This window comes from Streptomyces sp. bgisy100 (assembly GCF_057709105.1).
The window spans coordinates 1-23,705 of record NZ_JBYITE010000019.1 but is presented as its reverse complement, the minus strand read 5'-3'; the positions used below and the strand labels follow the sequence as shown (position 1 = coordinate 23,705).

Annotated in this window: 17 protein-coding genes; 12 read left to right on the top strand and 5 right to left on the bottom strand. The window is 73.6% G+C overall.

The window, feature by feature from the left end; translation table 11 throughout:
• Positions 1 to 436: 436 nt before the first annotated feature.
• Positions 437 to 2,989, top strand: coding sequence for a cell division protein PerM (locus AC3EQ1_RS15370; protein WP_432094867.1), 2,553 nt, complete (start codon positions 437 to 439; stop codon positions 2,987 to 2,989).
• A 241-nt stretch (positions 2,990 to 3,230) separates the two neighbouring features.
• Here AC3EQ1_RS15370 and AC3EQ1_RS15365 read toward each other — a convergent pair whose 3' ends face one another.
• A complete protein-coding gene (locus AC3EQ1_RS15365; protein ID WP_432094866.1) occupies positions 3,231 to 3,761 on the bottom strand; it encodes an SMI1/KNR4 family protein in 531 nt (176 codons plus the stop codon).
• Between the two features lie 41 nt (positions 3,762 to 3,802).
• Positions 3,803 to 4,792, bottom strand: coding sequence for a hypothetical protein (locus AC3EQ1_RS15360; protein WP_432094865.1), 990 nt, complete (start codon positions 4,790 to 4,792; stop codon positions 3,803 to 3,805).
• Between the two features lie 288 nt (positions 4,793 to 5,080).
• On the opposite strand from AC3EQ1_RS15360, the gene purN reads away from it, so the two are divergent.
• Positions 5,081 to 5,719: a phosphoribosylglycinamide formyltransferase gene (gene purN, locus AC3EQ1_RS15355; protein ID WP_432094864.1), complete on the top strand. Its 639-nt coding sequence runs from the start codon at positions 5,081 to 5,083 to the stop codon at positions 5,717 to 5,719.
• Positions 5,706 to 7,298 (top strand): bifunctional phosphoribosylaminoimidazolecarboxamide formyltransferase/IMP cyclohydrolase, encoded by a 1,593-nt coding sequence (gene purH / locus AC3EQ1_RS15350; RefSeq protein WP_432094863.1) that lies wholly within the window; start codon positions 5,706 to 5,708, stop codon positions 7,296 to 7,298. The genes purN and purH overlap by 14 nt, the downstream gene beginning before the upstream one ends.
• Before the next feature lie 290 nt (positions 7,299 to 7,588).
• Here the strand turns inward: purH and AC3EQ1_RS15345 are convergent, their stop codons facing one another.
• The 3 genes from AC3EQ1_RS15345 to AC3EQ1_RS15335 all read right to left on the bottom strand — a co-directional run bounded on the left by AC3EQ1_RS15345 (position 7,589) and on the right by AC3EQ1_RS15335 (position 10,654).
• A complete protein-coding gene (locus tag AC3EQ1_RS15345) occupies positions 7,589 to 9,193 on the bottom strand; it encodes a protein kinase domain-containing protein (protein ID WP_432094862.1) in 1,605 nt (534 codons plus the stop codon).
• Complete coding sequence (locus AC3EQ1_RS15340; protein ID WP_432094861.1) at positions 9,190 to 9,942, bottom strand: FHA domain-containing protein; 753 nt, start codon at positions 9,940 to 9,942, stop codon at positions 9,190 to 9,192. Before AC3EQ1_RS15340 ends, AC3EQ1_RS15345 begins: the two co-directional genes overlap by 4 nt.
• A gap of 133 nt (positions 9,943 to 10,075) precedes the next feature.
• A complete protein-coding gene (locus AC3EQ1_RS15335) occupies positions 10,076 to 10,654 on the bottom strand; it encodes a hypothetical protein (protein ID WP_432094860.1) in 579 nt (192 codons plus the stop codon).
• Between the two features lie 220 nt (positions 10,655 to 10,874).
• Here AC3EQ1_RS15335 and AC3EQ1_RS15330 point away from each other — a divergent pair, with 220 nt between their 5' ends.
• The 9 genes from AC3EQ1_RS15330 (at position 10,875) to AC3EQ1_RS15290 (ending at position 23,404) form a co-directional block, all read left to right on the top strand.
• On the top strand, positions 10,875 to 11,738 hold the full coding sequence (locus tag AC3EQ1_RS15330; RefSeq protein ID WP_432094859.1) for a bifunctional methylenetetrahydrofolate dehydrogenase/methenyltetrahydrofolate cyclohydrolase: 864 nt from the start codon (positions 10,875 to 10,877) through the stop codon (positions 11,736 to 11,738).
• A gap of 22 nt (positions 11,739 to 11,760) precedes the next feature.
• Positions 11,761 to 12,588 (top strand): DUF3017 domain-containing protein, encoded by an 828-nt coding sequence (locus AC3EQ1_RS15325; RefSeq protein WP_432094858.1) that lies wholly within the window; start codon positions 11,761 to 11,763, stop codon positions 12,586 to 12,588.
• Between the two features lie 594 nt (positions 12,589 to 13,182).
• Positions 13,183 to 14,259 (top strand): helix-turn-helix domain-containing protein, encoded by a 1,077-nt coding sequence (locus AC3EQ1_RS15320; RefSeq protein ID WP_432094857.1) that lies wholly within the window; start codon positions 13,183 to 13,185, stop codon positions 14,257 to 14,259.
• 755 nt (positions 14,260 to 15,014) lie between these two features.
• Positions 15,015 to 16,004: a malate dehydrogenase gene (locus AC3EQ1_RS15315; RefSeq protein ID WP_432094856.1), complete on the top strand. Its 990-nt coding sequence runs from the start codon at positions 15,015 to 15,017 to the stop codon at positions 16,002 to 16,004.
• A gap of 294 nt (positions 16,005 to 16,298) precedes the next feature.
• Positions 16,299 to 17,801: an aldehyde dehydrogenase family protein gene (locus AC3EQ1_RS15310; protein WP_432094855.1), complete on the top strand. Its 1,503-nt coding sequence runs from the start codon at positions 16,299 to 16,301 to the stop codon at positions 17,799 to 17,801.
• Between the two features lie 60 nt (positions 17,802 to 17,861).
• Positions 17,862 to 19,400 (top strand): GMC family oxidoreductase, encoded by a 1,539-nt coding sequence (locus tag AC3EQ1_RS15305; protein ID WP_432094854.1) that lies wholly within the window; start codon positions 17,862 to 17,864, stop codon positions 19,398 to 19,400.
• Positions 19,400 to 20,464 carry a quaternary amine ABC transporter ATP-binding protein gene (locus tag AC3EQ1_RS15300; protein WP_432094853.1) on the top strand — a complete coding sequence of 355 codons (1,065 nt, stop codon included), beginning with the start codon at positions 19,400 to 19,402 and terminating at the stop codon, positions 20,462 to 20,464. Before AC3EQ1_RS15305 ends, AC3EQ1_RS15300 begins: the two co-directional genes overlap by 1 nt.
• Positions 20,464 to 22,428 carry an ABC transporter permease subunit gene (locus AC3EQ1_RS15295; protein WP_432094852.1) on the top strand — a complete coding sequence of 655 codons (1,965 nt, stop codon included), beginning with the start codon at positions 20,464 to 20,466 and terminating at the stop codon, positions 22,426 to 22,428. The genes AC3EQ1_RS15300 and AC3EQ1_RS15295 overlap by 1 nt, the downstream gene beginning before the upstream one ends.
• Position 22,429: 1 nt before the next feature.
• On the top strand, positions 22,430 to 23,404 hold the full coding sequence (locus AC3EQ1_RS15290; RefSeq protein ID WP_432094851.1) for an ABC transporter substrate-binding protein: 975 nt from the start codon (positions 22,430 to 22,432) through the stop codon (positions 23,402 to 23,404).
• The last annotated feature ends 301 nt before the right edge of the window (positions 23,405 to 23,705 follow it).

Here is a 23,705-nt window from a genome sequence, read left to right as displayed (position 1 = left end):
GCGGCGCCGGAAGGCGGCGTGGTCGGGGTCGGCCTGGTGGGCAGCTCCTCGGCGGCCGGACGAGCACCCGGATGAGCACCCGGGCGAGCGGTGTCCCGACGGGCGAAGTCCGGGCAGCCGGTGGCGATTCGGCCGGTGGTGAGGCGGGCGGCATCAAGGCCGGCAGCGTCGAGGTGGGCAGCGTCGAGGCCGGCGGTGTCGAGGCAGGCAGGGCCCGGGCGGGCGGCGTCCGGGGCCGGTGCGCGCCGTGCCGCCGGGCGCGGCTTCCGGTGGCGTCGTCCCCGGGTCATGCCGCGCGTCCTCCGTGGCGGTGGGCCGGCCGGACCAACGCCCCGGGGCCCCGAAGTGCGAAATGGTGCATACCCATATATTGAGCGACACGACGGCCATTGCTCCGCTCCATGGATGAATGGTGTGTTGTTGGCAGCATGTCCGCGTGACGCAATTGACCGACCGCAGCACTCCGTTGTCCTCGCGTCTCCCGGCGCGCGCCCGGCGCACGCCGGACGCCGGTGAAACGGCGCTCGGCGGGGTGGTGGCGGCCGCCCTCGGACTGGGTGCCATGACGGTTCCGGTTCTGCTGATCTGGATCGCGGCGCCGTACCCGGACAACGGGCCCAGCGGTGCGCTCCACGTGGCCGCGGCGCTGTGGCTGGCGGCGCACGGGGTCGGCCTCGTCCGGCCCGACGCCCTGTCAGGGGCCGGCGCCCCCATCGGGCTGACGCCCCTGCTGCTCGCGGCGGTTCCGGTCTGGCTGATGTACCGCGCGGCCCGGTACACCGTCGAGGCGCGGGCCGAACGCCTCGGCCGGTACCACTCGGAGGAGGTGGAACCGCCGTACCTCGGCCCCACGATCGGGTGGCTGGCGGCGGGTTACCTCTCCGTCGCCGTGGCGGCCCTCGTCTACACGTCGGGCGGTCCGCTGCACCCCGATCTGCTCGGCGCGCTGCTGCGGCTGCCGCTCGTCGCCGGGGGCGCGCTGGGGTACGGGGTGTGGGTGGCGAGCGGCCGTCCGCGCGGGCCGCTGCCCGAGGTCGTCCGGGAGGCGGCCGACCGCGTTCCGGAACGGGTACGGATCTTCCTCACCCCGGCCCGGCGGGACACCGCCCTGCGGGGCGCGGCGGCCGGCACCGCGCTGCTGCTGGCCGGGGGCGCCCTGCTCCTGCTGATGTCCCTGGCCTGGCACGGGTTCGTGGGGGAGCAGCCGTTCCTGCGGCTCCCCGAGGCCTGGTCAGGCCGGTGCGGGATGCTGCTGCTGGGCCTCGTCCTTGTCCCGAACGCCGTGGTGTGGGGGGCCGCCTACGGGCTCGGCCCGGGTTTCACCCTGGGCGCGGGCAGCGTCGCGGGGCCGCTCGGCGCGGCCGGGTACCCGTCCCTGCCGGCCTTCCCGCTCCTCGCCGGGCTGCCCGAGCAGGGACCGGGCGGCCCCGGCACCTGGTGGGTCGCGGTGGTGCCTGTCGCGGCCGGGCTGGGCGTCGGCTGGTGCACGGCGCGGGCCGCGGTGCCACCGGCGGACGCGGACACGCCGGAACGGACCGCCGGCCGGGCCGCGCGCCTGGCCGCCGCACCGGACAGGACGACGGCCGCCCCGGTCGGCGGGGTCTCCGACCCGGTCGGCGGGCTCTCCGCCCTGGACGGGAGGGCCGCCGCCCTGGATGGCAGGGCCGCCGCCTCGGATGACAGGGGCTCCGCCTCGGATGACAGGGTCTCCGACCCGGACGAGAGGCGGGAGCAGACCTTCCGGAGCGTCCGGGAGACGGCTCTGACGGCCGCGCTGTCGAGTGTCGGCTGCCTGCTGGCCACGGCGCTGCTCACCGGGCTCGCGGACGGACCGCTCGGCCGGCGGGGGCTCGCCGCCTTCGGCCCGAGCTGGTGGCTGACCGGCCCGGCCGCCCTGGCCTGGACCCTGCTGGTCGGAACCCCCACCGCACTGCTCCTGCGCTGGTGGTGGATCCGCGAACGGCGCCGTGCGCCAGGCGCCGAGCGATGGCTCCGGTCGCGTCTGCACAAGCTGCGCCCGCCGGCTGCCCGGCTGCGGGCCCGGACGGGCCGGGCCCGCACGCTCCTGCGGGAATCCCGGCTGTACGGCCTGCTGCGCGCGACAGGGCCGGGACGCCGGACCGGACGGGCCACGGAGGCGGACGGAACAACGGAGAGCGGTGCAACGGAGAGCAGAACAACGAAGAGCGGTGCAACGGAGAGCGGAACAACGGAGAGCAGGAGGACGGTGGGCGGGGCGGTCACGGGCGAGGAGGGGACCCCGGGACCGCCGGCGCAGCGCGACCGCCACGGCCGCGGGGGTCACGGCCACCGGGGCGGCACGGACGGCGCCCCCGACCCCGCGGTCGCCGGTGCCCGGCCCCTGCGGCGCAGGCCGGACCGCCCGTCGCTGCCCGGCAGCCGCCCCTCCCCGGCGGAGGAGTGCGACGACGGGCGCCCCTCCCCGGCGGACGAGCGCGACGACGCGCGCGGCTCCTGGCTCCCCCTGCCCCGGACCGGGCCGGCTGCCGATCCGGCGCCGCCCTCCGTCGGACGAACGGTTTCCCGGTCTCTCTGGCCACCGCTGCCGCGCAGACGCCGCGCCGCCGACGACCCGCGGTCACCCGCACCGGGCCCGCGGCTTCCTGAGGCCAGGCGAGGCGCAGGGTCCGGGCCCGAGGACGGCGGCTCCGGGCGCTCGGCTGAAATCCCCGACCGCCCGCCTCGCCTCCGCCCGCCCCGCCATGCCGACCACCCGCCGAACGGCCGGTCCCGCTCCTTGTGGACCCGACTGCGCCGCACCCGCGGGACACCGTCCGCCGCTGGTTCGGAGGGGCCGGTGGAGGCGAGGCCGTCGGAATCGAGGCCGTCGGAATCGAGGCCGGCGGAGGCGAGGCGGGCGGAGGCGAGGCGGGCGGAGGCGAGGCGGGCGGAGGAGCCGACAGAGGGGCCGGCACACGGACCGGCGGAGGCACCGACGCACGAACCGACCGATCGGCCGACGGACTGACGGTCTGACGAACGGTCCTGACGCCCCACCGCCCCCGAAGCCCCACCGCCCCCGAAGCCCCACCGACCCCGAAGCCCCACCGACCCCGAAGCCCCACCGGCCGCGCTCCCCGGCGCCCCGCCCCGGGCCGCCGCGGACCGTTCCCGGACGCACCGCCCCGGACCGTTCTGCCGCGCCCCGCGACAGCCGCCCCGGACCTCCCTGCCGCGCCCACGACGCCGCGCTCGGAGCCCCCGCCCCTTCAGCGGCAGAGCGCGTCGAGGTCCGCGGAGAAGGACGGGAAGGCGGCCCGTGCCTCGGTGATGATCTCCCGGGCAGGCCGGCGCGGTGTGGTCGCGTGCCGCGTCGCGAGCTCGGCCAGGGACCCGTCGGGGCTCGCCTCCCGCTCGTCGTACAGCGCGGCCTCCATCGGGCCGAAGCCGTCGGCCAGCACCCACAGGAAGTCGGAGAGGCAGCCGGCCACCAGACCGCGCTCGCCCTCGGAGCCCATGAAGATCACCGGCTGCTCGGCGAGGGGACGGCCGGGCCGTATGCGCCAGAGGGCCGCGAGTCCGTCGCCGCCGTTCTGGCCGAAGATCCGGTAGGCGTCGCCGTCCAGCTCGTGGTTCCCGGTCCACAGGCGCAGCCACCGGGTCGTCTCCTCCGGGGAGTCGAAGGCGCCGTACGGCTCGAAGTCGACGCCCTCGCCCTCCTCGCCGTAGTCGAACTCGACCCGCGCGACGTCGGACAGGGCGGGCGGGAAGCGGCGGTCGTCGCCGGGCGTGTCGGTCATGCGGGCCATTCTGTACGCCGCCACCGACAGCGCCCCGCGGGTCAGTTGCGGGTGCTCAGCAGCGGGCGCAGCTGCTCGGGGAGCAGGTCCTCGCAGGAGTGCCGGGACGACTGCGTCAGGGCGTCGTTCACGCAGGTGTAGTAGTCGCGGTAGACGATCTGGAAGGAGAAGGTCGCCGCCACGATCGCCAGGGCGAGACTTCCGGTGACCAGTCCGCTGACCGCCGCCGTCGTCTGCTGCCGGGGGTTGCCGACGGGTGCGCTTCCGGTGCCGTCGCCCGGTGTCCCCGGCTCGGCCGTGGCACCCGTCCGGACGACGTCCGCGGCCGCCGCGCCCGTCCGCGGGCGGACCGGCTTCCCGCGCAGGGAGCTGACCCCCCAGTAGAGCGCGAGGGCGCCCAGCAGCAGGGCCACCTCGGGAATGCTGAACAGCGCGAAGAAGAAGGCCCACATGCCCGCGAGCAGGGCGTAGCGGGCGCGCCGCTGGAGCGGGTCGGTGGGGTCCCAGCGCAGGCCGGCCGGGCCGCCCGGGCCCTTCTGGCCGCCCTCGCCGTCGGGGCGGCCGGCGTCGTCGTTCTGCTGCGGTCCCGGGCCGGGTCGGGCGCCGAAGCCGCCGCTCTGCCGGCCGGGCTGACGGCTGCTCCACTGGCTGCCCCAGTGCTGCTGCCGGCTCCGGCCGTCCTCGCCCTGCCCGTTGCCGTCCTGCCCGTTCCCGTCCTGTCCGTCGCCGCCCCCGCCGTTCCCCCGGCCGCCGTTCCCCTGCCCGTCGCCGCTGCCGCCGCTCCCGCCGGGCCGGCCGTCGTGGTCGCCGCCCCGCGGGGTGCGGGGCCGCCAGGGCTGGTCCGGGCGGCCCTCCGGCGGAGGAGCGAAGGGGTTGTCCTCCCCGTCCGGGGACGGGGACGCCGAGGGCCGGCGCTCGCGCAGCAGCGGCACCGGCGCAGCCGCCGGTCCCCACGGCAGCCCCGCCGGGTCGAGGGAGGGTGCCGTGGAGAGCGGGAGTCGGAGAGCCGCGCGGCGGCGTCGGTCCGGCATCTGGAGTGTGTCTTCCCCTTGTGTCGTCGTCTCCCCTGGAGGGTCCGGGCCGTCCGGGGCCCGGCCCCGGGCGGGACGGGTCCGTGACGCAGACGCTACCTTCCGCGCGCGCCCCCGTCCCGTGGGGGCCGTTCGGTGTGCCGGTATCGTTGCTGACGTTCGAGGGCTTCGTAGGGTCTTCCGTATCGCGGGAATCCCTTCGTTTGTACGACTCTACGACCCGGAAACCCCGCCAACCGCAGGGTCCCTCCCCCGATTGCCGGGAGGGCTGCCACGAAAGAGCTCCTTGTGTCCTCGTCCCGTCCCCGCTCCGGACCGGCCCGGCTGGTCGTGCTCGTCTCCGGTTCCGGTACGAACCTCCAAGCCCTGCTCGACGCGATCGCGGCCGCCCCGCAGGGGTACGGCGCCGAGATCGTCGCGGTGGGAGCCGACCGCGACGACATCGCGGGCCTCGAACGTGCCGAGCGCGCCGGGATTCCGACCTTCGTGTGCCGGGTGAAGGACCACCCCACCCGTGCCGCATGGGACCTGGCGCTCGCCGAGGCCACCGCGGCGCACGGGCCCGACCTGGTCGTCTCGGCGGGCTTCATGAAGATCGTGGGGAAGGAATTCCTCGCCCGGTTCGGCGGCCGGTTCGTCAATACGCACCCCGCCCTGCTGCCCAGCTTCCCCGGCGCCCACGGCGTCCGCGACGCGCTCGCGGCCGGCGTGAAGGTGACCGGGTGCACCGTCCACTTCGTCGACGACGGCGTCGACACCGGCCCGATCATCGCCCAGGGCGTGGTCGAGGTGCGGGACGAGGACGACGAAGCCGCTCTGCACGAGCGGATCAAGGAAGTCGAGCGAGCGCTGCTCGTCGATGTCGTGGGGCGCCTGGCCCGCCACGGCTACAGCATTGATGGACGAAAGGTACATGTCGGTGAATAACGAGGGATCTGTGACCGCCGAGGGGACGCAGCGGCCCATCCGTCGCGCGCTGATCAGCGTCTACGACAAGACCGGCCTGGAGGAGCTGGCCCAGGGCCTGCACGCGGCGGGCGTCGAGCTGGTCTCGACCGGTTCCACGGCCGGGCGGATCGCCGCCGCCGGGGTGCCCGTCACCAAGGTCGAGGAGCTCACCGGATTCCCCGAGTGCCTGGACGGCCGGGTGAAGACCCTGCACCCGCGCGTCCACGCCGGCATCCTCGCCGACCTGCGGCTGGACGCGCACCGCGCGCAGCTCGACGAGCTGGGCGTCGCCCCGTTCGAGCTGGTCGTGGTGAACCTCTACCCGTTCCGGGAGACCGTCGCCTCCGGCGCGAGCCCCGACGAGTGCGTCGAGCAGATCGACATCGGCGGCCCGTCCATGGTCCGCGCCGCCGCGAAGAACCACCCCTCGGTGGCCGTGGTGACCAGCCCCGAGCGGTACGCCGACGTGCTGGCCGCGGTCCGCGAGGGCGGCTTCGGCCTCGCGGCGCGCAAGCGGCTGGCGGCCGAGGCCTTCCAGCACACGGCGGCCTACGACGTGGCCGTGGCCTCCTGGTTCACCGGCAGCTACGCCCCCGAGGAGGGCTCCGCGGGCCTGCCGGAGTTCGTCGCCGGCGCCTGGGAGCGCAAGAACGTCCTCCGCTACGGCGAGAACCCGCACCAGGCCGCCGCCCTCTACACCGACGGCACCCCCGAGGGCATCGCCAACGCCGAGCAGCTGCACGGCAAGGAGATGTCCTTCAACAACTACATCGACACCGAGGCCGCCCGCCGCGCCGCGTTCGACCACGACGAGCCCTGCGTCGCGATCATCAAGCACGCCAACCCGTGCGGCATCGCGATCGCCGGGGACGTGGCCGAGGCCCACCGCCGGGCCCACGAGTGCGACCCGCTCTCCGCGTTCGGCGGCGTCATCGCCGTCAACCGCCCGGTGAGCGTGGCGATGGCCGAGCAGGTCGCCGAGATCTTCACCGAGGTGATCGCGGCCCCCGGCTACGAGGACGGCGCCGTCGAGGTGCTGGCCCGCAAGAAGAACATCCGGGTGCTGCGGGTCGAGGGCACGCCGCTCCAGCCGGGCGACCTCAAGCCGGTCTCCGGCGGTGTGCTGCTCCAGCAGAGCGACGCCTTCCAGGCCGAGGGCGACGACCCGGCCAACTGGACGCTCGCCACCGGCGAGCCGCTGGACGCGGCGGGCCTGCGCGAGCTGGCCTTCGCCTGGCGTGCCTGCCGGGCCGTCAAGTCCAACGCCATCCTGCTCGCCAAGGACGGCGCGACCGTCGGCGTCGGCATGGGCCAGGTGAACCGGGTCGACTCGGCGAAGCTCGCCGTGGAGCGCGCCGGCGCCGAGCGGACGGCCGGTTCCTGCGCCGCCTCCGACGCCTTCTTCCCGTTCCCCGACGGACTGGAGGTGCTGACGGCGGCCGGCGTCAAGGCCGTGGTCCAGCCCGGCGGTTCGGTCCGCGACGAGCAGGTCGCCGAGGCCGCGCGGAAGGCGGGCGTGACGATGTACTTCACCGGGACGCGCCACTTCTTCCACTAGGAGTCCGCTTCCACCAGGGACACCGCCACCAGGACACCGCCCGGAAGCAGGACACCGTCCGGGCACCGGACAGGAACGCCGTCTCCGGAAGTCCGTTCCGGAAGTCCGTGAAGGAGCCCCGGCCCGTCGGCCGGGGCTTCTCCTGTCCCGGCCGACGGGCCGACCCGGTCTCCGTGCCCCGGTCCCCGCGCACCCGGCGCGGGGACCGGGGCTCCCCCGGGAGACCCCCTCCCCGTCGGACCCGATCCTCGCCCCGCGCCGGGCGGTGCGGAACCTCGGACCTGCGAGGGTCATCGCTCCTCGCGAGGGGTGTACTTCTTGAGGTGGCGCGCCACCCGGTCCGCGTAGCCGCGGTTGCGTTCCGGTACCCCGCCCGCCTCGTTCACCCGGGCGAACGAGGTCCGGTACGCCACGGCCACCAGCACCTGGCGGTCGCCCCGCAGGCCGGGGTCCAGGCGCGGCGCGATCACGCACAGGTAGCGGCCGACGGCCGGGATGGACACCTCGGGCGGGAACGGCGGCTCCGGCTCGCCCGTCGCGGGCACCTCGTCCGGCGGGAGGTAGGACCCGAGGACCCGGGGGGTCCACCGGGCGATCCCGTACTCGTCGCGGGCCGGGTCGGAGAGGTCCGGGTCGAAGTTGCTCTCCGCCTTGAGCAGCGCGGCGATGAGCGCCGGGGTCACCTCCTCCTGGGTGCAGCGGTGCGCGGCGTTGACGATCAGCCGGCGGTACGCCACCGGTACGCCCGCGTCCGTCCGTAACTCCTCCCGGCCGTAGGCGGCGCGGGCCGCCTTCCCGTCCGCCGCGGCCCCGCCGCCCTCGCCCAGCACGCCCACGCCGTAGCCGAGGGCCGCCACCGCGACCGTGGCCGCGGCGGCGGACACCCCGACCAGGGCCCGGGAGCGGCGCGAGGCCGGTCCGGACAGCCGCCGGGCGAGCCGCTGCGGCAGCCGCGGGGAGCGGCCCACCCCGGCCAGCTCCTCCACCCGGCGCAGCACCGCGCGGGCCGGGTGCGCGGCGCGCTCCTCGTGGGTGCGGGCGAGACAGTCGGCGACGAGCCGGCGCCACGCCGGCGACAGGCCGGGGGAGAGCCGCAGCTCCTCGGCGCCGCGGGCGTACCGCACGGTCGCGTCGCGCCGGGCGGGGACGGAGGCGCCGGGCATCGGCAGCGTCCCGGTCAGCAGCAGATGCGCGACCACGCCGAACGCCCAGATGTCGGCGGTCGGCCGGATCTGCTGGCCGCGCTCGCCGATGTCCGACCAGAGCAGCTCCGGAGGCGTGTAGTCCGGGGTGGAGAACGCCGGGGTGTACGCGTGGGTGCCCTCCAGCTCGGCGGCCAGATTGAAGTCGCCGAGCCGCACTTCGGGCCCCCGGGAGCCCTGGCGGTCCAGCAGCAGGACATTGCCGGGCTTGAGGTCGCCGTGCACCCAGCCCGCCTGGTGCAGCTGCGCCAGCCCCTCGGCGACCTGCGCGAGCAGGGCCGGGCCGTCCGCCACGGGCCCGCCGCCGGCCCGCTCGACGACGGCGTCCAGCGACTCCCGGGCGCGCTCCAGGACGAGCACGGTGGCCCCGTCGAGCTCCGGGTGCTCCGGATCGTCGACGGTCAGCGCCTCGTACATCCGGATCAGCCGCGGGCGGCGCAGCCGGCGGTGCAGGTCGAGTTCGCGCCCGGCCAGCTCCGCGAGATGGCGCAGCTGGCGGGGCGTGCGGGTGCCGGTGGGAAGGAACTTGAGCGCCGCGGTCGTGGGCAGGTCCGGCGGTCCGTTACCGGCCGGGCCGCGGCGCCGGGCCGCGTACACGCTGCCGAACGCCCCGCTGGCCAGCGGCTCGCGCACCTCCCAGCCGCCGACCCGGTACCCCTTGGGCACCTGGACCGCGAACGGGCCGCCGCTCACCGGGGCTTCCCCTCGACGACGCCGAGCTGGTCCTCCCGCACCAGGTCGAAGCGGAGGGCGAGGGAGACCAGCGACTCCTTCTTGCCGTTCAGCCGGGTGCCGCCGCCCGGGGCCGAAGGGGCGCTCTCCGGCGGCGGTTTGAGGCGCAGCTTCACCGCGAGATAGTCGATGTTCCACTGCACGGTGGTGCGGTTCACCGCGGGCCACACCGGCTTCAGGCGCTCCACGACCTGTTCGACCGTCGGCAGCGGGGCGTGCGGTTCCCCGCGCAGCCGCGGCTCGCACAGCGCGGCGAGGACGAGGAAGTAGCGCTTGCCGCGGTCCAGCGGGAAGGGCAGGGCGGTGGGTTCGCCGCCGGTGCCCTCGCTGTTCTCCAGGTAGTCGTGGCGCGGGGCCCAGACGTCGAAGCCCACCAGGTCGTTGCCGGCGGGCAGGACGACACGGGAGAACTCGAAGGGGACGGGCGCGTCGACGCGGCCCGGGCCGATCTTGATGTGTTCCCCGGCGCCCTCGGGGTTCTCCACGACGTAGGTCTGCCGGCGGCTGCGGTTGGTCAGCGTCCAGAACGTGGCGGTCGCGGTGATCTCACCGGCCGAACGGGACACCCCCGCATGGTCGATCGCCAGGAACGGAGCGTCGCCGGAGGGCCGTATGCCCGTGCGGCCGAAGCGGAGCGTCGCCCCGGGCTCCAGCCGCAGCTGGGAGTCCGGGCCCCGGGATCCGTCGGGCACCACGATGACGCTGAACACCTACGTTCCTCCCGGTCGAGGATCGGCGGCGTTCAGGCTACTGAGGCGCAGATCACGCTGGCAACGCGGCGCGAGGGGCGCACCGTTTCTGCGGTGCGCCCCTCGGGGTTGCGTGTGCTGCCGGCGGCGGCCCTCAGTAGCGAGGGCGGTTGAACCAGGCGGCACCGTCGGCCTTGGCCAGGAACACGATGACGAGGATGCTCAGGATCGTGTGGACCAGGCCCACCAGGATGAACGGGTAGATGCCGAGCACCGCGGTGATCGAGGCGAAGACGATGCCGGTGACGCGTATGCCGTTGCCGCCCTTGCCGAACTTCGCGCCGAGGAAGACGGCGAGCACGCCCCAGGCCAGGACCACCACGGCGAACCCGTAGATGGCGCCCGTCGAGAAGTCGGCGAGCTGCTGGAACTGCACGTCGTCCTTGTACAGCGGGTCGTCCTGGGCCTTGCCCACCGCGACGGCGGTGAACATGAAGAGCGCGGCGCCGATCACCTGGAACGCGGCGATCACGAAGAGCAGGATGCGGGAGGCGGTCACGCCGCCCGGCATGGTCGTCGGAGCGCCGCCCGGGTAGCCGCCGTACCCCTGGCTGACCGGCGGGGCCTGCGGGTAGCCGTAGCCCGGCTGGCCGGGGGGCTGCTGCTGCGGGTAGCCGTAGTTCTGGCCCTGCTGGGGCTGGGCATACGGGTTGTTCGGGTCGGGATAGCTCATGACTTCCTCCGAGCGCTGGTACGGATGACAAGCGCGCACGGAGGTTGGATCCGTCAAGTGCAACAGCGGCCCGCCCCCGTAACGCCGCGATTCCGCACCATCGTCGTGCCCGTGTCAACAGATTGTCCAGCCAAGATCCTCAAAGGTGGCGAATCGGTAACCTTCATGAGACGGAAGCCCTGATTGGATCGACGGGACCCCGATCCGGGAGGATGGACCCATGACCGCCCAGATTCTCGACGGCAAGGCCACCGCAGCCGCGATCAAGTCCGAGCTCGCCGCCCGCGTGGAGGCCCTCCGGGCCCGTGGCATCACCCCGGGTCTCGGGACCCTGCTGGTCGGGGACGACCCGGGCAGCAAGTGGTACGTCGCGGGCAAGCACCGCGACTGCGCGCAGGTGGGCATCGCCTCCATCCAGCGGGAGCTGCCCGAGACGGCCACCCAGGACGAGATCGAGGCCGTGGTCCGGGAGCTCAACGAGGACCCGGCCTGCACCGGCTACATCGTCCAACTGCCGCTCCCCAAGGGCATCGACACCAACCGGGTCCTGGAGCTGATGGACCCGGCCAAGGACGCCGACGGGCTGCACCCCACCAACCTCGGCCGGCTGGTGCTGAACGAGCCGGGGCCGCTGCCCTGCACGCCCAACGGCATCATCACGCTCCTGCGGCGGCACGGTGTGGAGATCAACGGCGCCCATGTGGTGGTCGTCGGCCGCGGTGTGACCGTCGGCCGCTCGATCGGTCTGCTGCTCACCCGCAAGTCCGAGAACGCCACCGTCACCCTCTGCCACACCGGCACCCGTGACCTCTCCGCGCAGCTGCGCCAGGCGGACATCGTGGTCGCCGCCGCCGGTGCCACGCACATCGTGAAGCCGGAGGACGTGAAGCCGGGCGCCGCCGTGCTGGACGTGGGCGTGAGCCGGGACGAGGACGGCAAGATCGTCGGCGATGTGCACCCCGGCGTGGCGGACGTCGCCTCCTGGATCTCCCCGAACCCCGGCGGGGTCGGCCCGATGACCCGCGCCCTGCTGGTGCAGAACGTCGTCGAGGCAGCCGAACGGCATGCGCTCGCCGCAGGCTGACCGGGAAGGGGCGGTGGCAGCCATGGCTGAAGAGACCGGCCCGGACCGGACGTCCGGATCCGACGGCGCGGTGCGCGGGACCGGTGGCGCGGCGGCGGAGACGGCGCTGAACGAGACCGTGGTGAACGAGACCGTGCCGAACGAGGCCGCGCACGCCGCCGGGACGGCGGACGGTGCTGCGGCGGACGCGCCCGGCACGGACGCCGCGCCCGCCCCGAACGCTGCCGCCACGGCCTCCGCCTCGGCGGGCGGCCCGGGCGCGGACGGTGCGGCGGCCGGCTCCGGCGCGCGTACCGGTTCTGACGACGCGCGCACCGGTCCAGACGCCGAGACCGACGCCGGCGCAGAGAGCGGTTCCGGATCCGAGACCGGTCCCGGCGCCGAGAACGGTTCCGGATCCGAGGCCGGCTCCGGTGCGGAGCCGGCGGACGGCGAAGGAACGGATGCCGACGCGGTCCGGCCGGCCCGCAGCCGTCGGTTCCCCCGGCTGACCCGGGACACCGCCCGGCCGGAGGGCGGCGGACGGGCCGCGTCCGGCGGGGCGCCGGCCCCCGCGCGCCAGTGGCCGCTGATCGCCGTCATCGGCGGGACCGCGGTCGGCCTGCTGGTCGTCGCGACCGACGCGGGCCGGGCGGGGACGCTCATCATCGGGCTCTCGCTGATCGCGGCCGCGGTGCTGCGGCGCGTCCTGCCGTCGGTGGGCATGCTGGCCGTGCGGTCGAAGTTCACCGACATGGCCACCTACGGCGGACTGGGCCTGGTCATCGTGCTGCTGGCGATGATGATCCAGCCCAACCCCTGGCTGGACATCCCGTGGCTGGAGGACGTGGCCCACTTCTCCGTGGAGTGACGTCTCCCCGCCGCGACTTCTCCCTGCGGGGGGTGCCCGCGGCCGGGCCTCCGCGAGCGAGCCGCCGGTCCGGTGCCGGAGCGTCTCCGGCCGGGCACGTGCGGTGAATTCCGTGCGCGGCGATGAACCGAACAGCGGCGCCCGTCCTCTCCCCCGTGGGAGGACGGGCGCCGCTGCGTTTCCTAAGCGGAACCGGAATGCCGGCGTTCTCCGGGTGCCGGTCCGTCGGGCCGGCGGGCCCGGAGTCCGCCCCGGTCGCCCGGTGCCGCCCATAGAGGATCTTGGAACGGGGCCCGGGACTCAATGGGCCGTAGCCGCCTGTGGCACGGCGGTGACCGTTCCATCGAGGTGCTGCGCTTACGCAACAACTGTCACCCGGTTGCAACCGCGCACCCGCGAGCCAGTGCGACAATCGGAAGGACCGAGGGGCGCGTAGGGGGCGTAGTCCCGGTGCGCCTGTCCGCACGCCCCTCCGGAGGGAATTGACATCCCCGGTGATGCATCACCGTGTGCGGTCCCGGGCCAGAGCCTCGGGGGAGGGCTCACGGCGCCGGGAGGACATCAGCACGGCACGGGGGGAACAGGGGGAGGCACATGCCTCGTTGGAGGGCGCTGCCGGAAGAGCTCGATCCGCAGGTGCGGGAGTTCGCCGGCCAGCTCCGCAGGCTCGTCGACCGCAGTGGCTTGGGTATCGCCGCAGTGGCGGACCGGACCGGCTACAGCAGGACGTCGTGGGAGCGCTATCTCAACGGGAGGCTGCTGCCTCCCCAGCGCGCCGTGATCGCCTTCGCGGAGGTGACCGGGGCCAACTCCGGCCATCTGACCACGATGTGGGAGCTCGCGGAGCGTGCCTGGAGCCGCTCCGAGATGCGGCACGACGTCACGATGGAGGCGATCCGGGTCTCCCAGGCGCGGGCCGCGCTGGAGGAGTTCGAGGCGAAGGGCGGGAAGAAACCCGGGCCGGGCAAGCGGGCCGCGCCGCCGGTCCGCCGCGGCGGCGCCAAGGACACCGGCCGGCCGCAGCCGGCGGCCGGGGCGGCCGCCTTCGACCTGGGCGCCCCGGGGGCGGTGTCGTCCGCCGCGCAGGGCGGGGACGGGCCGGGCGTCGCGGACGGCCCCGGCCCCGTGAAACCGGCGGGACGGGGCGACGGCGACGGCGGCGACCGGCCGCGCCGCCGCACGGCGCTGCTGGTCAGCGGTGTCGTGGGCGCCCTGCTGCTGGTCACCGCCGCCGTGCTCCTCTTCGGCCCCGGCTCCGGCGGCGACGAGGAGGCGCGGGCGGCCAAGCCCGCCCCGAAGCCCACCGTGTCGAAGGCCCCGAAGCTGCCGCCCGGGGTGAAGTGCACCGGCGAGTCCTGCTCGGGCAAGGACCCGGAGACCATGGGCTGCGGCGGCAAGTACGCGAAGACGGTGGCCGACGCGACGGTCGGCACCGCGTTCATCGAGGTCCGGCACAGCACCGTCTGCGCGGCGTCCTGGGCCCGGATCACCCAGGCCGCTCCCGGTGACACCGTCAAGATCACCGCGGGCGGGCAGGCGGAGAGCGACTCGGCGGGCCCGGGCACCGAGGCGTACACGCAGATGGTCGCGGCGGAGACGCCGGACGGGGCCGAGGGGTGCATCCGGACGCAGGCCGGTCAGCAGGGCTGCGCGCAGCCGCGCACCGGCTGACCGGGGTCCTGCCGGTTCTGCCGGTTCTGCTGGATCTGCCGCGTCTGCCGGCCGCCGGCCTTCCCTGGGCGGCCGGTCCTGCCGCCCAGGGAAGACGCCGGCTGCCGGCCGGGTCCCGTCGGCCGCGGGATCCGTCGCCCACGTCGGCCGCCGGACCCGTCGGCCGCCGGACCCGCCGTTCACCGCCCCTGCCGTTCACCGGACCCGTCGGCCACTGGCCCCGCTGATCGCCGGCCCCGCTGATCGCCGCCCCCGCCGCCCGCCGGACCTGCCCGTTCCCGAGTGGAAACCGGGCGGGACGGTGGGGTCGCCCGGCGGGCGTATCGGCGGGTCGCGCGGGCGGAGGGAGGCGTTCCGTGAGCCCGTGCCCGTAGGTGCAGATCCGGCCACCGATCCGGCTGAAATTGGTAGGCATGCCCCTGGGGGAGTGGGGAAGGCGTTCGGCACCCCCCACGGGTACGGTCCACCCCCCGGCGGCCGCTCGCCATCCCCCCCCTCAGGGCGAGCGGCCGCCACCCCTTTGTGGGGAGGCCGGCCGCTGCGCAGGACGCCGTCCGCGCCGGCGGCAGGGGCTCGGGTGAGCCCGCGGGGGCTCCGGTGAGCCGCACCACACGGGGCCGGGGGTTCGCGGAGGGCCGCGCAGGATAGCCTGACGGGCGGGTCTCCCGCAGTACCCAAGAAGGCTGACGCCGGGCCGGAGACCCACCACACAGGGCAGGGACACCCACCGCCAGGTTCGCAAGCAGGAGATCGCCATGACCCGCACTCCCGTCAATGTCACCGTCACCGGCGCCGCCGGCCAGATCGGCTACGCGCTGCTCTTCCGCATCGCCTCCGGTCACCTCCTCGGCGCGGACGTGCCGGTCAAGCTCCGTCTGCTGGAGATCCCGCAGGGGCTGAAGGCCGCCGAGGGCACCGCCATGGAGCTCGACGACTGCGCGTTCCCGCTGCTCCAGGACATCGAGATCACCGACGACCCGAACGTGGGCTTCGCCGGTGCGAACGTCGCCCTGCTGGTCGGCGCCCGCCCCCGTACCAAGGGCATGGAGCGCGGTGACCTGCTCGAGGCCAACGGCGGCATCTTCAAGCCGCAGGGCAAGGCCATCAACGACCACGCCGCGGACGACATCAAGGTGCTCGTCGTCGGCAACCCGGCCAACACCAACGCGCTGATCGCGCAGGCCGCCGCCCCGGACGTGCCGGCCGAGCGCTTCACCGCGATGACCCGCCTGGACCACAACCGTGCGCTGTCCCAGCTCTCGAAGAAGACCGGTGTCCCGGTCTCCGAGATCCGGAAGCTCACGATCTGGGGCAACCACTCGGCCACCCAGTACCCGGACATCTTCCACGCCGAGGTCGCGGGCAAGAACGCCGCCGAGGTCGTCAACGACGAGAAGTGGCTGGCCGACACCTTCATTCCGACCGTGGCCAAGCGCGGCGCCGCGATCATCGAGGCCCGGGGCGCGTCCTCGGCCGCCTCCGCCGCCAACGCCGCCATCGACCACGTCCACACCTGGGTCAACGGCACCGCCGACGGCGACTGGACCTCGATGGGCATCCCGTCGGACGGCTCCTACGGCGTCCCGGAGGGCCTGATCTCCTCCTTCCCGGTCACCACCAAGGACGGGAAGTACGAGATCGTGCAGGGCCTGGAGATCAGCGACTTCTCCCGGACCCGCATCGACGCCTCGGTGGCGGAGCTCGCCGAGGAGCGCGACGCCGTCCGCGGTCTCGGCCTGATCTGATCCGCACCACCGCGCACACCCCGGCGCACCCGAAGCGCCCCCGGCCGGCACCGCCACCGGGGGCGCTTCGGCGTTGTGGCCCGCCTCACTTCTGACGATGTGTGGGTGGTCACAACCCATGTCCAGAGTTGGGTGGTTATGAGAGCCTCCGGGTAGGCGGTTCCTCAGTCGCCACGTGAGACAGGCCACTTAGCGTTAACCTTTAGGCATACGTTTTTGAGTTCGGGATAGGGGTCCCTGCTGCTGGGTTGCACCCAGCGCGGAACATTTCAGGCAGGGAAGGCAGAACTCAACGTGTCGGCAACTGAGACGATCCACGTAGACGGCGTGTGGCGCGCCGCCGCATCCGGTGCCACCCGCGAGGTCCTCGACCCCGCCGACGCCAAGACTCTGGCGCTGGTGGCCGAGGGTGGCGCGGACGACACCGACGCGGCCATCGCCGCCGCCCGGCGTGCCTTCGACTCCGGCCCCTGGCCGCACACCCCCGTCGCCGACCGCGCCGCGCTGCTGCGCCGCGTCGCCGACCTGCTCCAGCGGGACCGCGAGGACATCGCGCTCATCGAGAGCCGGGACACCGGCAAGACCCTGGAGGAGGGCCGGGTCGACGTCGACGACGTGACCAACGCCTTCCGCTACTTCGCGGACCTCGTGATGAACGAGAGCGGCGGCCGGGTCGTGGACGCCGGTTCCCCCGAGGTGCACAGCGTCGTCGTGCACGAGCCGGTGGGCGTCTGCGCGATGATCACCCCCTGGAACTACCCGCTGCTCCAGGCCAGCTGGAAGGTGGCCCCGGCGCTCGCCGCGGGCAACACCTTTGTGCTCAAGCCCAGCGAGGTCACCCCGCTGTCCACCGTCCACCTGGTGAAGCTGCTTCTCGAGGCGGGCCTGCCGAACGGTGTCGCCAACCTGGTCACCGGCGCGGGCGACCCGGTCGGCGCCCGGCTCTCCGACCACCCGGACGTCGACCTCGTCTCCTTCACCGGCGGCCTCGCCAGCGGCACCAAGGTCATGCAGGCCGCGGCGCCCTCGGTGAAGAAGGTGGCCCTGGAGCTGGGCGGCAAGAACCCCAACGTCGTCTTCGCCGACGCGTGCGCGACCGAGGAGGGCTTCGACACCGCCGTGGACCAGGCCCTCAACGCGGCCTTCATCCACAGCGGCCAGGTGTGCTCCGCCGGTGCCCGGCTGATCATCGAGGAGTCGGTGCGCGACCGGTTCGTCGCCGAGCTCGCCCGCCGGGCCGAGAAGATCAAGCTCGGCCGCGGCACCGAGGACGGCGTCGAGTGCGGCCCGCTGGTCTCCGCGCAGCAGCTCGCCAAGGTCGAGGCCTACGTCGCCTCCGCCCGCGAGGAGGGCGCGGTGGTGCGCTGCGGCGGCAACCGCCCCGCGCCGTCCGAGGTGCGCCCCGCCACCGGCTACTTCTACGAGCCGACCGTCCTGGACTACTGCCACGGCGAGATGCGTGTGGTGCGGGAGGAGACCTTCGGCCCGATCCTCACCGTGGAGACCTTCCACACCGAGGACGACGCCGTCGCCCTGGCCAACGACACCGAGTACGGCCTCGCGGGCGCCGTGTGGACCTCCGACCCGGGCCGTGCGCGGCGCGTCGCCGGACGGCTCCGGCACGGCACCGTGTGGATCAACGACTACCACCCGTACCTCCCGCAGGCCGAGTGGGGCGGCTTCGGCAAGTCCGGCGTCGGCCGTGAGCTGGGCCCGGCCGGCCTGGCGGAGTACCGCGAGTCCAAGCACGTCTACCAGAACCTGAACCCGCGCCCCGTGCGCTGGTTCTCGGGCTGACCGCCCGACTGTTCGCAGCACCGCGCAGCACGCACGCACTTTGCAGAGGAGCACAACCCCTTGACTGTTTACGACTACGTCGTGGTCGGCGGCGGCACGGCGGGATCGGTGATCGCCTCCCGCCTCACCGAGAACCCGGATGTCACCGTCGCCGTGATCGAGGGCGGCCCGTCCGACGTCGACCGTCCCGACGTCCTCACGCTGCGGCGCTGGCTCGGCCTGCTCGGCGGGGACCTGGACTACGACTACCCCACCACGGAGCAGCCGCGCGGCAACTCCCACATCCGGCACAGCCGCGCCAAGGTGCTCGGCGGCTGCTCCTCGCACAACACCCTGATCAGCTTCAAGCCGCTGCCCGGTGACTGGGACGAGTGGGCCGAGGCCGGGGCCGACGGCTGGGACGCGGCGTCCATGGACCCGTTCTTCCACAAGCTGCGGAACAACATCGTCGCCGTCGACGAGAACGACCGGAACGCCATCGCCCGGGACTTCGTCGACGCCGCGCAGGCCGCGCTGAACGTCCCCCGCGTGGAGGGCTTCAACAAGAAGCCGTTCCACGAGGGGGTCGGCTTCTTCGACCTGGCCTACCACCCGGAGAACAACAAGCGGTCCTCCGCCTCCGTCGCCTACCTCCACCCGCACATGGAGGCCGGCGACCGCCCCAACCTCCACCTGCTGCTGGAGACCTGGGCCTACAAGCTGGAGCTGGACGGCTCGCGTGCCACCGGCGTCCACGTCCGCTCCAAGGACGGCGCGGAAGAGCTGATCGAGGCCCGCCGCGAGGTGCTGGTCTGCGCCGGCGCGGTGGACACCCCCCGGCTGCTGATGCACTCCGGCATCGGGCCGCGGAAGGACCTGGAGGCGCTGGGGATCCCGGTCTCGGTCGACCTGCCGGGCGTCGGCGAGAACCTGCTCGACCACCCCGAGTCGGTCATCGTCTGGGAGACCGACGGGCCCATCCCGGAGAACTCCGCGATGGACTCGGACGCCGGGCTCTTCGTGCGCCGCGACCCCGAGTCGCGCGGGCCGGACCTGATGTTCCACTTCTACCAGATCCCGTTCACCGACAACCCGGAGCGGCTGGGCTACGAAAAGCCCGAGCACGGCGTGTCGATGACCCCGAACATCCCCAAGCCGCGCAGCCGCGGCCGGCTGTACCTGACCAGCGCCGACCCCGAGGTCAAGCCCGCGCTGGACTTCCGGTACTTCACCGACGAGGACGACTACGACGGCCGCACGCTGGTCGACGGCATCAAGATCGCCCGTGAGGTCGCGAAGACCGAGCCCTTCGCCCACTGGCTGAAGCGCGAGGTCTGCCCCGGCCCGGAGGTCACCTCCGACGAGGAGATCAGCGAGTACGCCCGCAAGGTCGCCCACACCGTCTACCACCCGGCGGGCACCTGCCGGATGGGCGCGGTCGGCGACGACCAGGCCGTTGTCGGCCCCGATTTGAAGATCCGTGGCCTCGACGGCATCCGCATCGCCGACGCCTCCGTCTTCCCCACGATGCCCGCCGTCAACCCGATGATCGGGGTCCTGATGGTCGGGGAGAAGTGCGCCGAATTGCTCCAGCAGACCACACCGGGAGGTGATGCGTGATGAGTACGACCACCGAGCCGGTGTTCTCCGTCCGCAACCTGTGGAAAGTCTTCGGTCCCAAGGCCGGCCGGATCCCCGGCAGCCCCGAGGCCGGCCTGTCGGCCGAGGAACTGCGTCAGAAGACCGGTAACACCGTCGCCGTCCGCGACGTCTCCTTCGACGTCCGCAAGGGCGAGGTCTTCGTCGTCATGGGCCTCTCCGGCTCCGGCAAGTCCACGCTCGTCCGGTGTCTGACCCGGCTCATCGAGCCCACCAGCGGCGAACTGGCCATCGACGGCGAGGACGTGCTGGCCATGGACTCGGGGCGGCTGCGCGAACTGCGCCGCCACCGCGCCGCCATGGTGTTCCAGCACTTCGGTCTGCTGCCGCACCGCACCGTCCTCGACAACGTCGCCTACGGCCTGGAGATCCAGGGCGTGAAGAAGGCCGAACGACGCGCCCGGGCCGCCGAGATGGTGGAGAAGGTCGGCCTCGCCGGGTTCGAGCAGCGCCGCCCCAGCCAGCTCTCCGGCGGCCAGCAGCAGCGCGTCGGCCTGGCCCGCGCCCTCACCGTCGACCCCGAGGTGCTCCTCTTCGACGAGCCGTTCAGCGCCCTCGACCCGCTCATCCGCCGCGACATGCAGGAAGAGGTCATCCGCCTGCACCGCGAGGAGGGCCGGACGATGGTCTTCATCACCCACGACCTCAGCGAGGCACTGCGCCTGGGCGACCGGATCGCGCTGATGCGCGACGGCGAGATCGTCCAGCTGGGCACCCCCGAGGAGATCGTGGGCTCCCCGGCCGACGACTACGTCCGGGAGTTCGTCCGCGACGTGGCCCGCGAGCAGGTCATCACCGTCCGCAGCGCCATGCGCCCGCTGGACGCAGGTGAGTCCGTGACCGGCCCCGCCCTCGCCCCGAGCGCCACCGTCTCCCAGGCCATCGCGGCCGTCGCCCGCTCCGGCGACCCGGCCGCCCGGGTCATGTCCGACGGCAAGCTGCTCGGCATCGTCGACCACGAGCGCCTGCTCGGCGTCGTCGCCGGCACCGAGGGCGAACCGGAAGGCGAGGAGGTGCCGGTCTGATGGCCACCGTCACCGCCGCCGAGAGCACCGGCCCCGTCCGGCCGCTCTCCGCTCTCCTCCGCAACCGCGCCCTCGGCAAGCTGCTGCTGCTCGCCGTCGCCGCGGCTGTGCTGGTGCCCCTCGCCGACGCGCAGTGGGCGTCGGGCCTGTGGCCCAAGGCACTCACCGTCGACCTGACCGAGCCGCTCGGCACCGCCAGCGACTGGATCAGCGACAACCGCGACAGCCACCCGCTGTTCCTGTACTTCTTCGGGCACATCAGCAATGCCGTCGTGCTCTCCGTACGCGCGGTCTACCTGCTGCTGCTCGCCCTCGGCTGGGCCGGGGTCACCGCCGCCGCCGGGCTGATCGCCTGGCGTCTGGCGGGGATCCGTCTCGCGCTCACCGCCGCGGTCTCCATCGCTGTGTGCGGCCTGCTCGGCATGTGGGTGCCGACCATGCAGACCCTCGCGCTGATGGTCGTGGCGGTCGCGTTCTCCGTCATCCTGGGCGGACTGCTCGGCCTCGCCGCCGGGCTCTCCGAGCGGACGTACCGCGGACTGCGGCCCGTGCTCGACACCATGCAGGTGCTGCCCGCCTACTCGTACCTGCTCCCCATGGTGATGGTCTTCGGCAACGGCGTGCCGGCCGCGGTCATCGCGACCGTCATCTACGCGGTGCCGCCGATCACCCGGCTCACCGCCCTGGGCCTGCGCAACGCCGACGCCGGGGTCATGGAGGCCGTCGCCTCCCTCGGCGCCACCGGCCGGCAGCGGCTGCTGACCGCCCGGCTGCCGCTCGCCCGCAAGGAGCTGCTGCTCGGCGTCAACCAGACGATCATGATGGCGCTGTCCATGGCCGTCATCGCGTCCGTCATCGGCGCGGGCGGTCTCGGTGACCGCGTCTACCAGGCCCTGTCCTCGGTGGACGTCGGCGCCGCGCTCGCCGCGGGCATCCCGATCGTGCTGCTCGCCGTCGTCCTCGACCGGACGACGGGCGCGGCCGGTGAGCGGATCGGCGCCGAGCCGACCGGCTCCCCGCTGCTGCGCGGCTGGCGCGGCTGGACCGCCGTCGCCGCCGTCACCGCGGTCCTCGCCCTCGCCGCGCGCCTGTCGGGCAGCCTCACCTGGCCGGAGAGCTGGACCGTCGCCATCGCCGAGCCGGTCAACACGGCCAAGGACTGGATGGTCGACCACATCTACACCGGTGTGCCGGTCGTCGGCGGCACCGCCGACTGGGCCGGGCACTTCACCTCGTGGATCCTCGACCCGCTGCGCAGCGGCCTCCAGGGCATGCCCTGGTGGCTGGTACTGCTGGTCGTGGCCGCGCTGGCCTGGCTGATCGGCACCTGGCGCACCGCGCTGACCGCCGTTCTCGCCATGGCCACCATCGGCGTCCTCGGGGTGTGGAAGCCGTCGCTGGACACGCTGTCCCAGGTGCTGGCCTCGGTGGCGGTCACGCTGGTGCTCGGTTTCGCCATCGGCATCGCCGCGGCCCGCAGCGCGCGGGTGGAGAAGCTGCTGCGACCGGTGCTGGACGTCTTCCAGACCATGCCGCAGTTCGTGTACCTGATCCCGGTCGTGGCGCTGTTCATGGTCGGCCGCGCCCCGGCGGCGGCAGCAGCCGTCGTCTACGCGCTGCCCGCCGTCGTCCGCATCACCACCACGGGGCTCCGTCAGGTCGACCCGGCCGCTCTGGAGTCCGCCCGGTCCATGGGCGCCACGAGCCTGCAGCAACTGCGCCAGGTCCAGCTGCCGCTGGCCCGGCCGGCGCTGCTGCTCGCCGTCAACCAGGGCGTCGTCCTGGTCCTCGCGGTCGTCGTCATCGGCGGACTCGTCGGCGGCGGTGCGCTCGGCTACGACGTGGTGGCGGGCATCGCGCGCGGTGAGCTGGCCACCGGCCTGGTCGCGGGCGCCGCGATCGTCTGCCTGGGGCTGATGCTCGACCGCGTCACCCAGCCCACGGAACGCCGGAAGGGGGCCTGACATGGCCCGGATACGCATGCGGACGAAGCTGCTCGCCGCTCTCGCCTCCGGTGCCGCCCTGCTCGGTGCGAGCGGCTGCGGCGCGGCGGACATGACCAAACAGGGGTCGCCGTACGCCAACGCCGAGGGCGCGAAGAGCGTGACGCTCTCGGTCCAGTCCTGGGTCGGTGCGCAGGCGAATGTCGCCGTTGCGCAGTACCTGCTCGAGAACGAGCTGGACTACCGCGTGGACACCGTCCAGGTCGACGAGATCCCTGCCTGGGACGCGCTCGGCCAGGGCCGGGTGGACGCGATCCTGGAGGACTGGGGCCACCCGGAGCAGGAACAGCGGTACATCAAGGACAAGAAGACGATCACCGCCGGCGGCGATCTGGGGGTGACCGGCCACATCGGCTGGTTCGTGCCCAAGTACTTCGCGGACAAGCACCCGGACGTCACCGACTGGAAGAACCTCAACAAGTACGCGGACCAGTTGAAGACCCCGGAGAGCGGCGGCAAGGGCCAGCTGCTCGACGGTTCGCCGTCGTACGTCACCAACGACAAGGCGCTGGTGAAGAACCTCCACCTGAACTACCAGGTGGTGTTCTCCGGCTCCGAGGCTGCGCAGATCACCCAGATCAAGCAGTTCGCCAAGCAGAAGAAGCCGTTCCTGACGTACTGGTACGAGCCGCAGTGGCTGTTCAACCAGGTGCCGATGGTCGAGGTGAAGCTGCCGAAGTACACGGACAAGTGCGGTGCGAAGGACCCCGAGGCCATCGACTGCGCCTATCCGAAGACTCCGCTGCAGAAGAACTTCAACACGGAGTTCGCGAAGAAGGGCGGCAAGGCCGCCGAGTTCCTCAAGAAGTTCCACTGGTCCAAGGACGACCAGAACGAGGTGTCGGAGATGATCGCCGCCGACAAGCTGCCTCCCGAGGAGGCGGCCGAGCGGTGGGTCAAGAAGCACCCGGATGTCTGGAAGGCCTGGATGCCGTAGGGCTGTAGGGCCGTAGGTCTGTAGGTCTGGGGCCGTAGGGCCCGGAGCGGGACGGCAGCGCCCGCCGCGGAACGTTTCTCGTTCCGCGGCGGGCGCTGCTGCTGTTTGGGGCGGGTGCGGGTGCGGGTGCGGGTGCGGGTGCGGGTGCGGTCGGGGTCGGGGCCGGGTGCGGGGTGCGGGGTGCCCTGCCGGGCCGGGGTTCGGGGCGCGGCTGCGCGGTGTGGGGGCGGGTGCCGGGGCCTCCGGGGTGGGGGGTTCCGGAACGTATATTTACGGCCCTGGGGGCCACAAATACACGGAA

Bases quoted from the DNA above. Each gene is read 5' to 3' on its own strand.
- AC3EQ1_RS15365 (WP_432094866.1), bottom strand. From the start codon at position 3,761: ATGACCGACACGCCCGGCGACGACCGCCGCTTCCCGCCCGCCCTGTCC.
- AC3EQ1_RS15360 (WP_432094865.1), bottom strand. From the start codon at position 4,792: ATGCCGGACCGACGCCGCCGCGCGGCTCTCCGACTCCCGCTCTCCACG.
- purH (WP_432094863.1), top strand. From the start codon at position 5,706: ATGTCGGTGAATAACGAGGGATCTGTGACCGCCGAGGGGACGCAGCGG.
- AC3EQ1_RS15335 (WP_432094860.1), bottom strand. From the start codon at position 10,654: ATGAGCTATCCCGACCCGAACAACCCGTATGCCCAGCCCCAGCAGGGC.
- AC3EQ1_RS15330 (WP_432094859.1), top strand. From the start codon at position 10,875: ATGACCGCCCAGATTCTCGACGGCAAGGCCACCGCAGCCGCGATCAAG.
- AC3EQ1_RS15325 (WP_432094858.1), top strand. From the start codon at position 11,761: ATGGCTGAAGAGACCGGCCCGGACCGGACGTCCGGATCCGACGGCGCG.
- AC3EQ1_RS15320 (WP_432094857.1), top strand. From the start codon at position 13,183: ATGCCTCGTTGGAGGGCGCTGCCGGAAGAGCTCGATCCGCAGGTGCGG.
- AC3EQ1_RS15315 (WP_432094856.1), top strand. From the start codon at position 15,015: ATGACCCGCACTCCCGTCAATGTCACCGTCACCGGCGCCGCCGGCCAG.
- AC3EQ1_RS15300 (WP_432094853.1), top strand. From the start codon at position 19,400: ATGAGTACGACCACCGAGCCGGTGTTCTCCGTCCGCAACCTGTGGAAA.
- AC3EQ1_RS15295 (WP_432094852.1), top strand. From the start codon at position 20,464: ATGGCCACCGTCACCGCCGCCGAGAGCACCGGCCCCGTCCGGCCGCTC.
- AC3EQ1_RS15290 (WP_432094851.1), top strand. From the start codon at position 22,430: ATGGCCCGGATACGCATGCGGACGAAGCTGCTCGCCGCTCTCGCCTCC.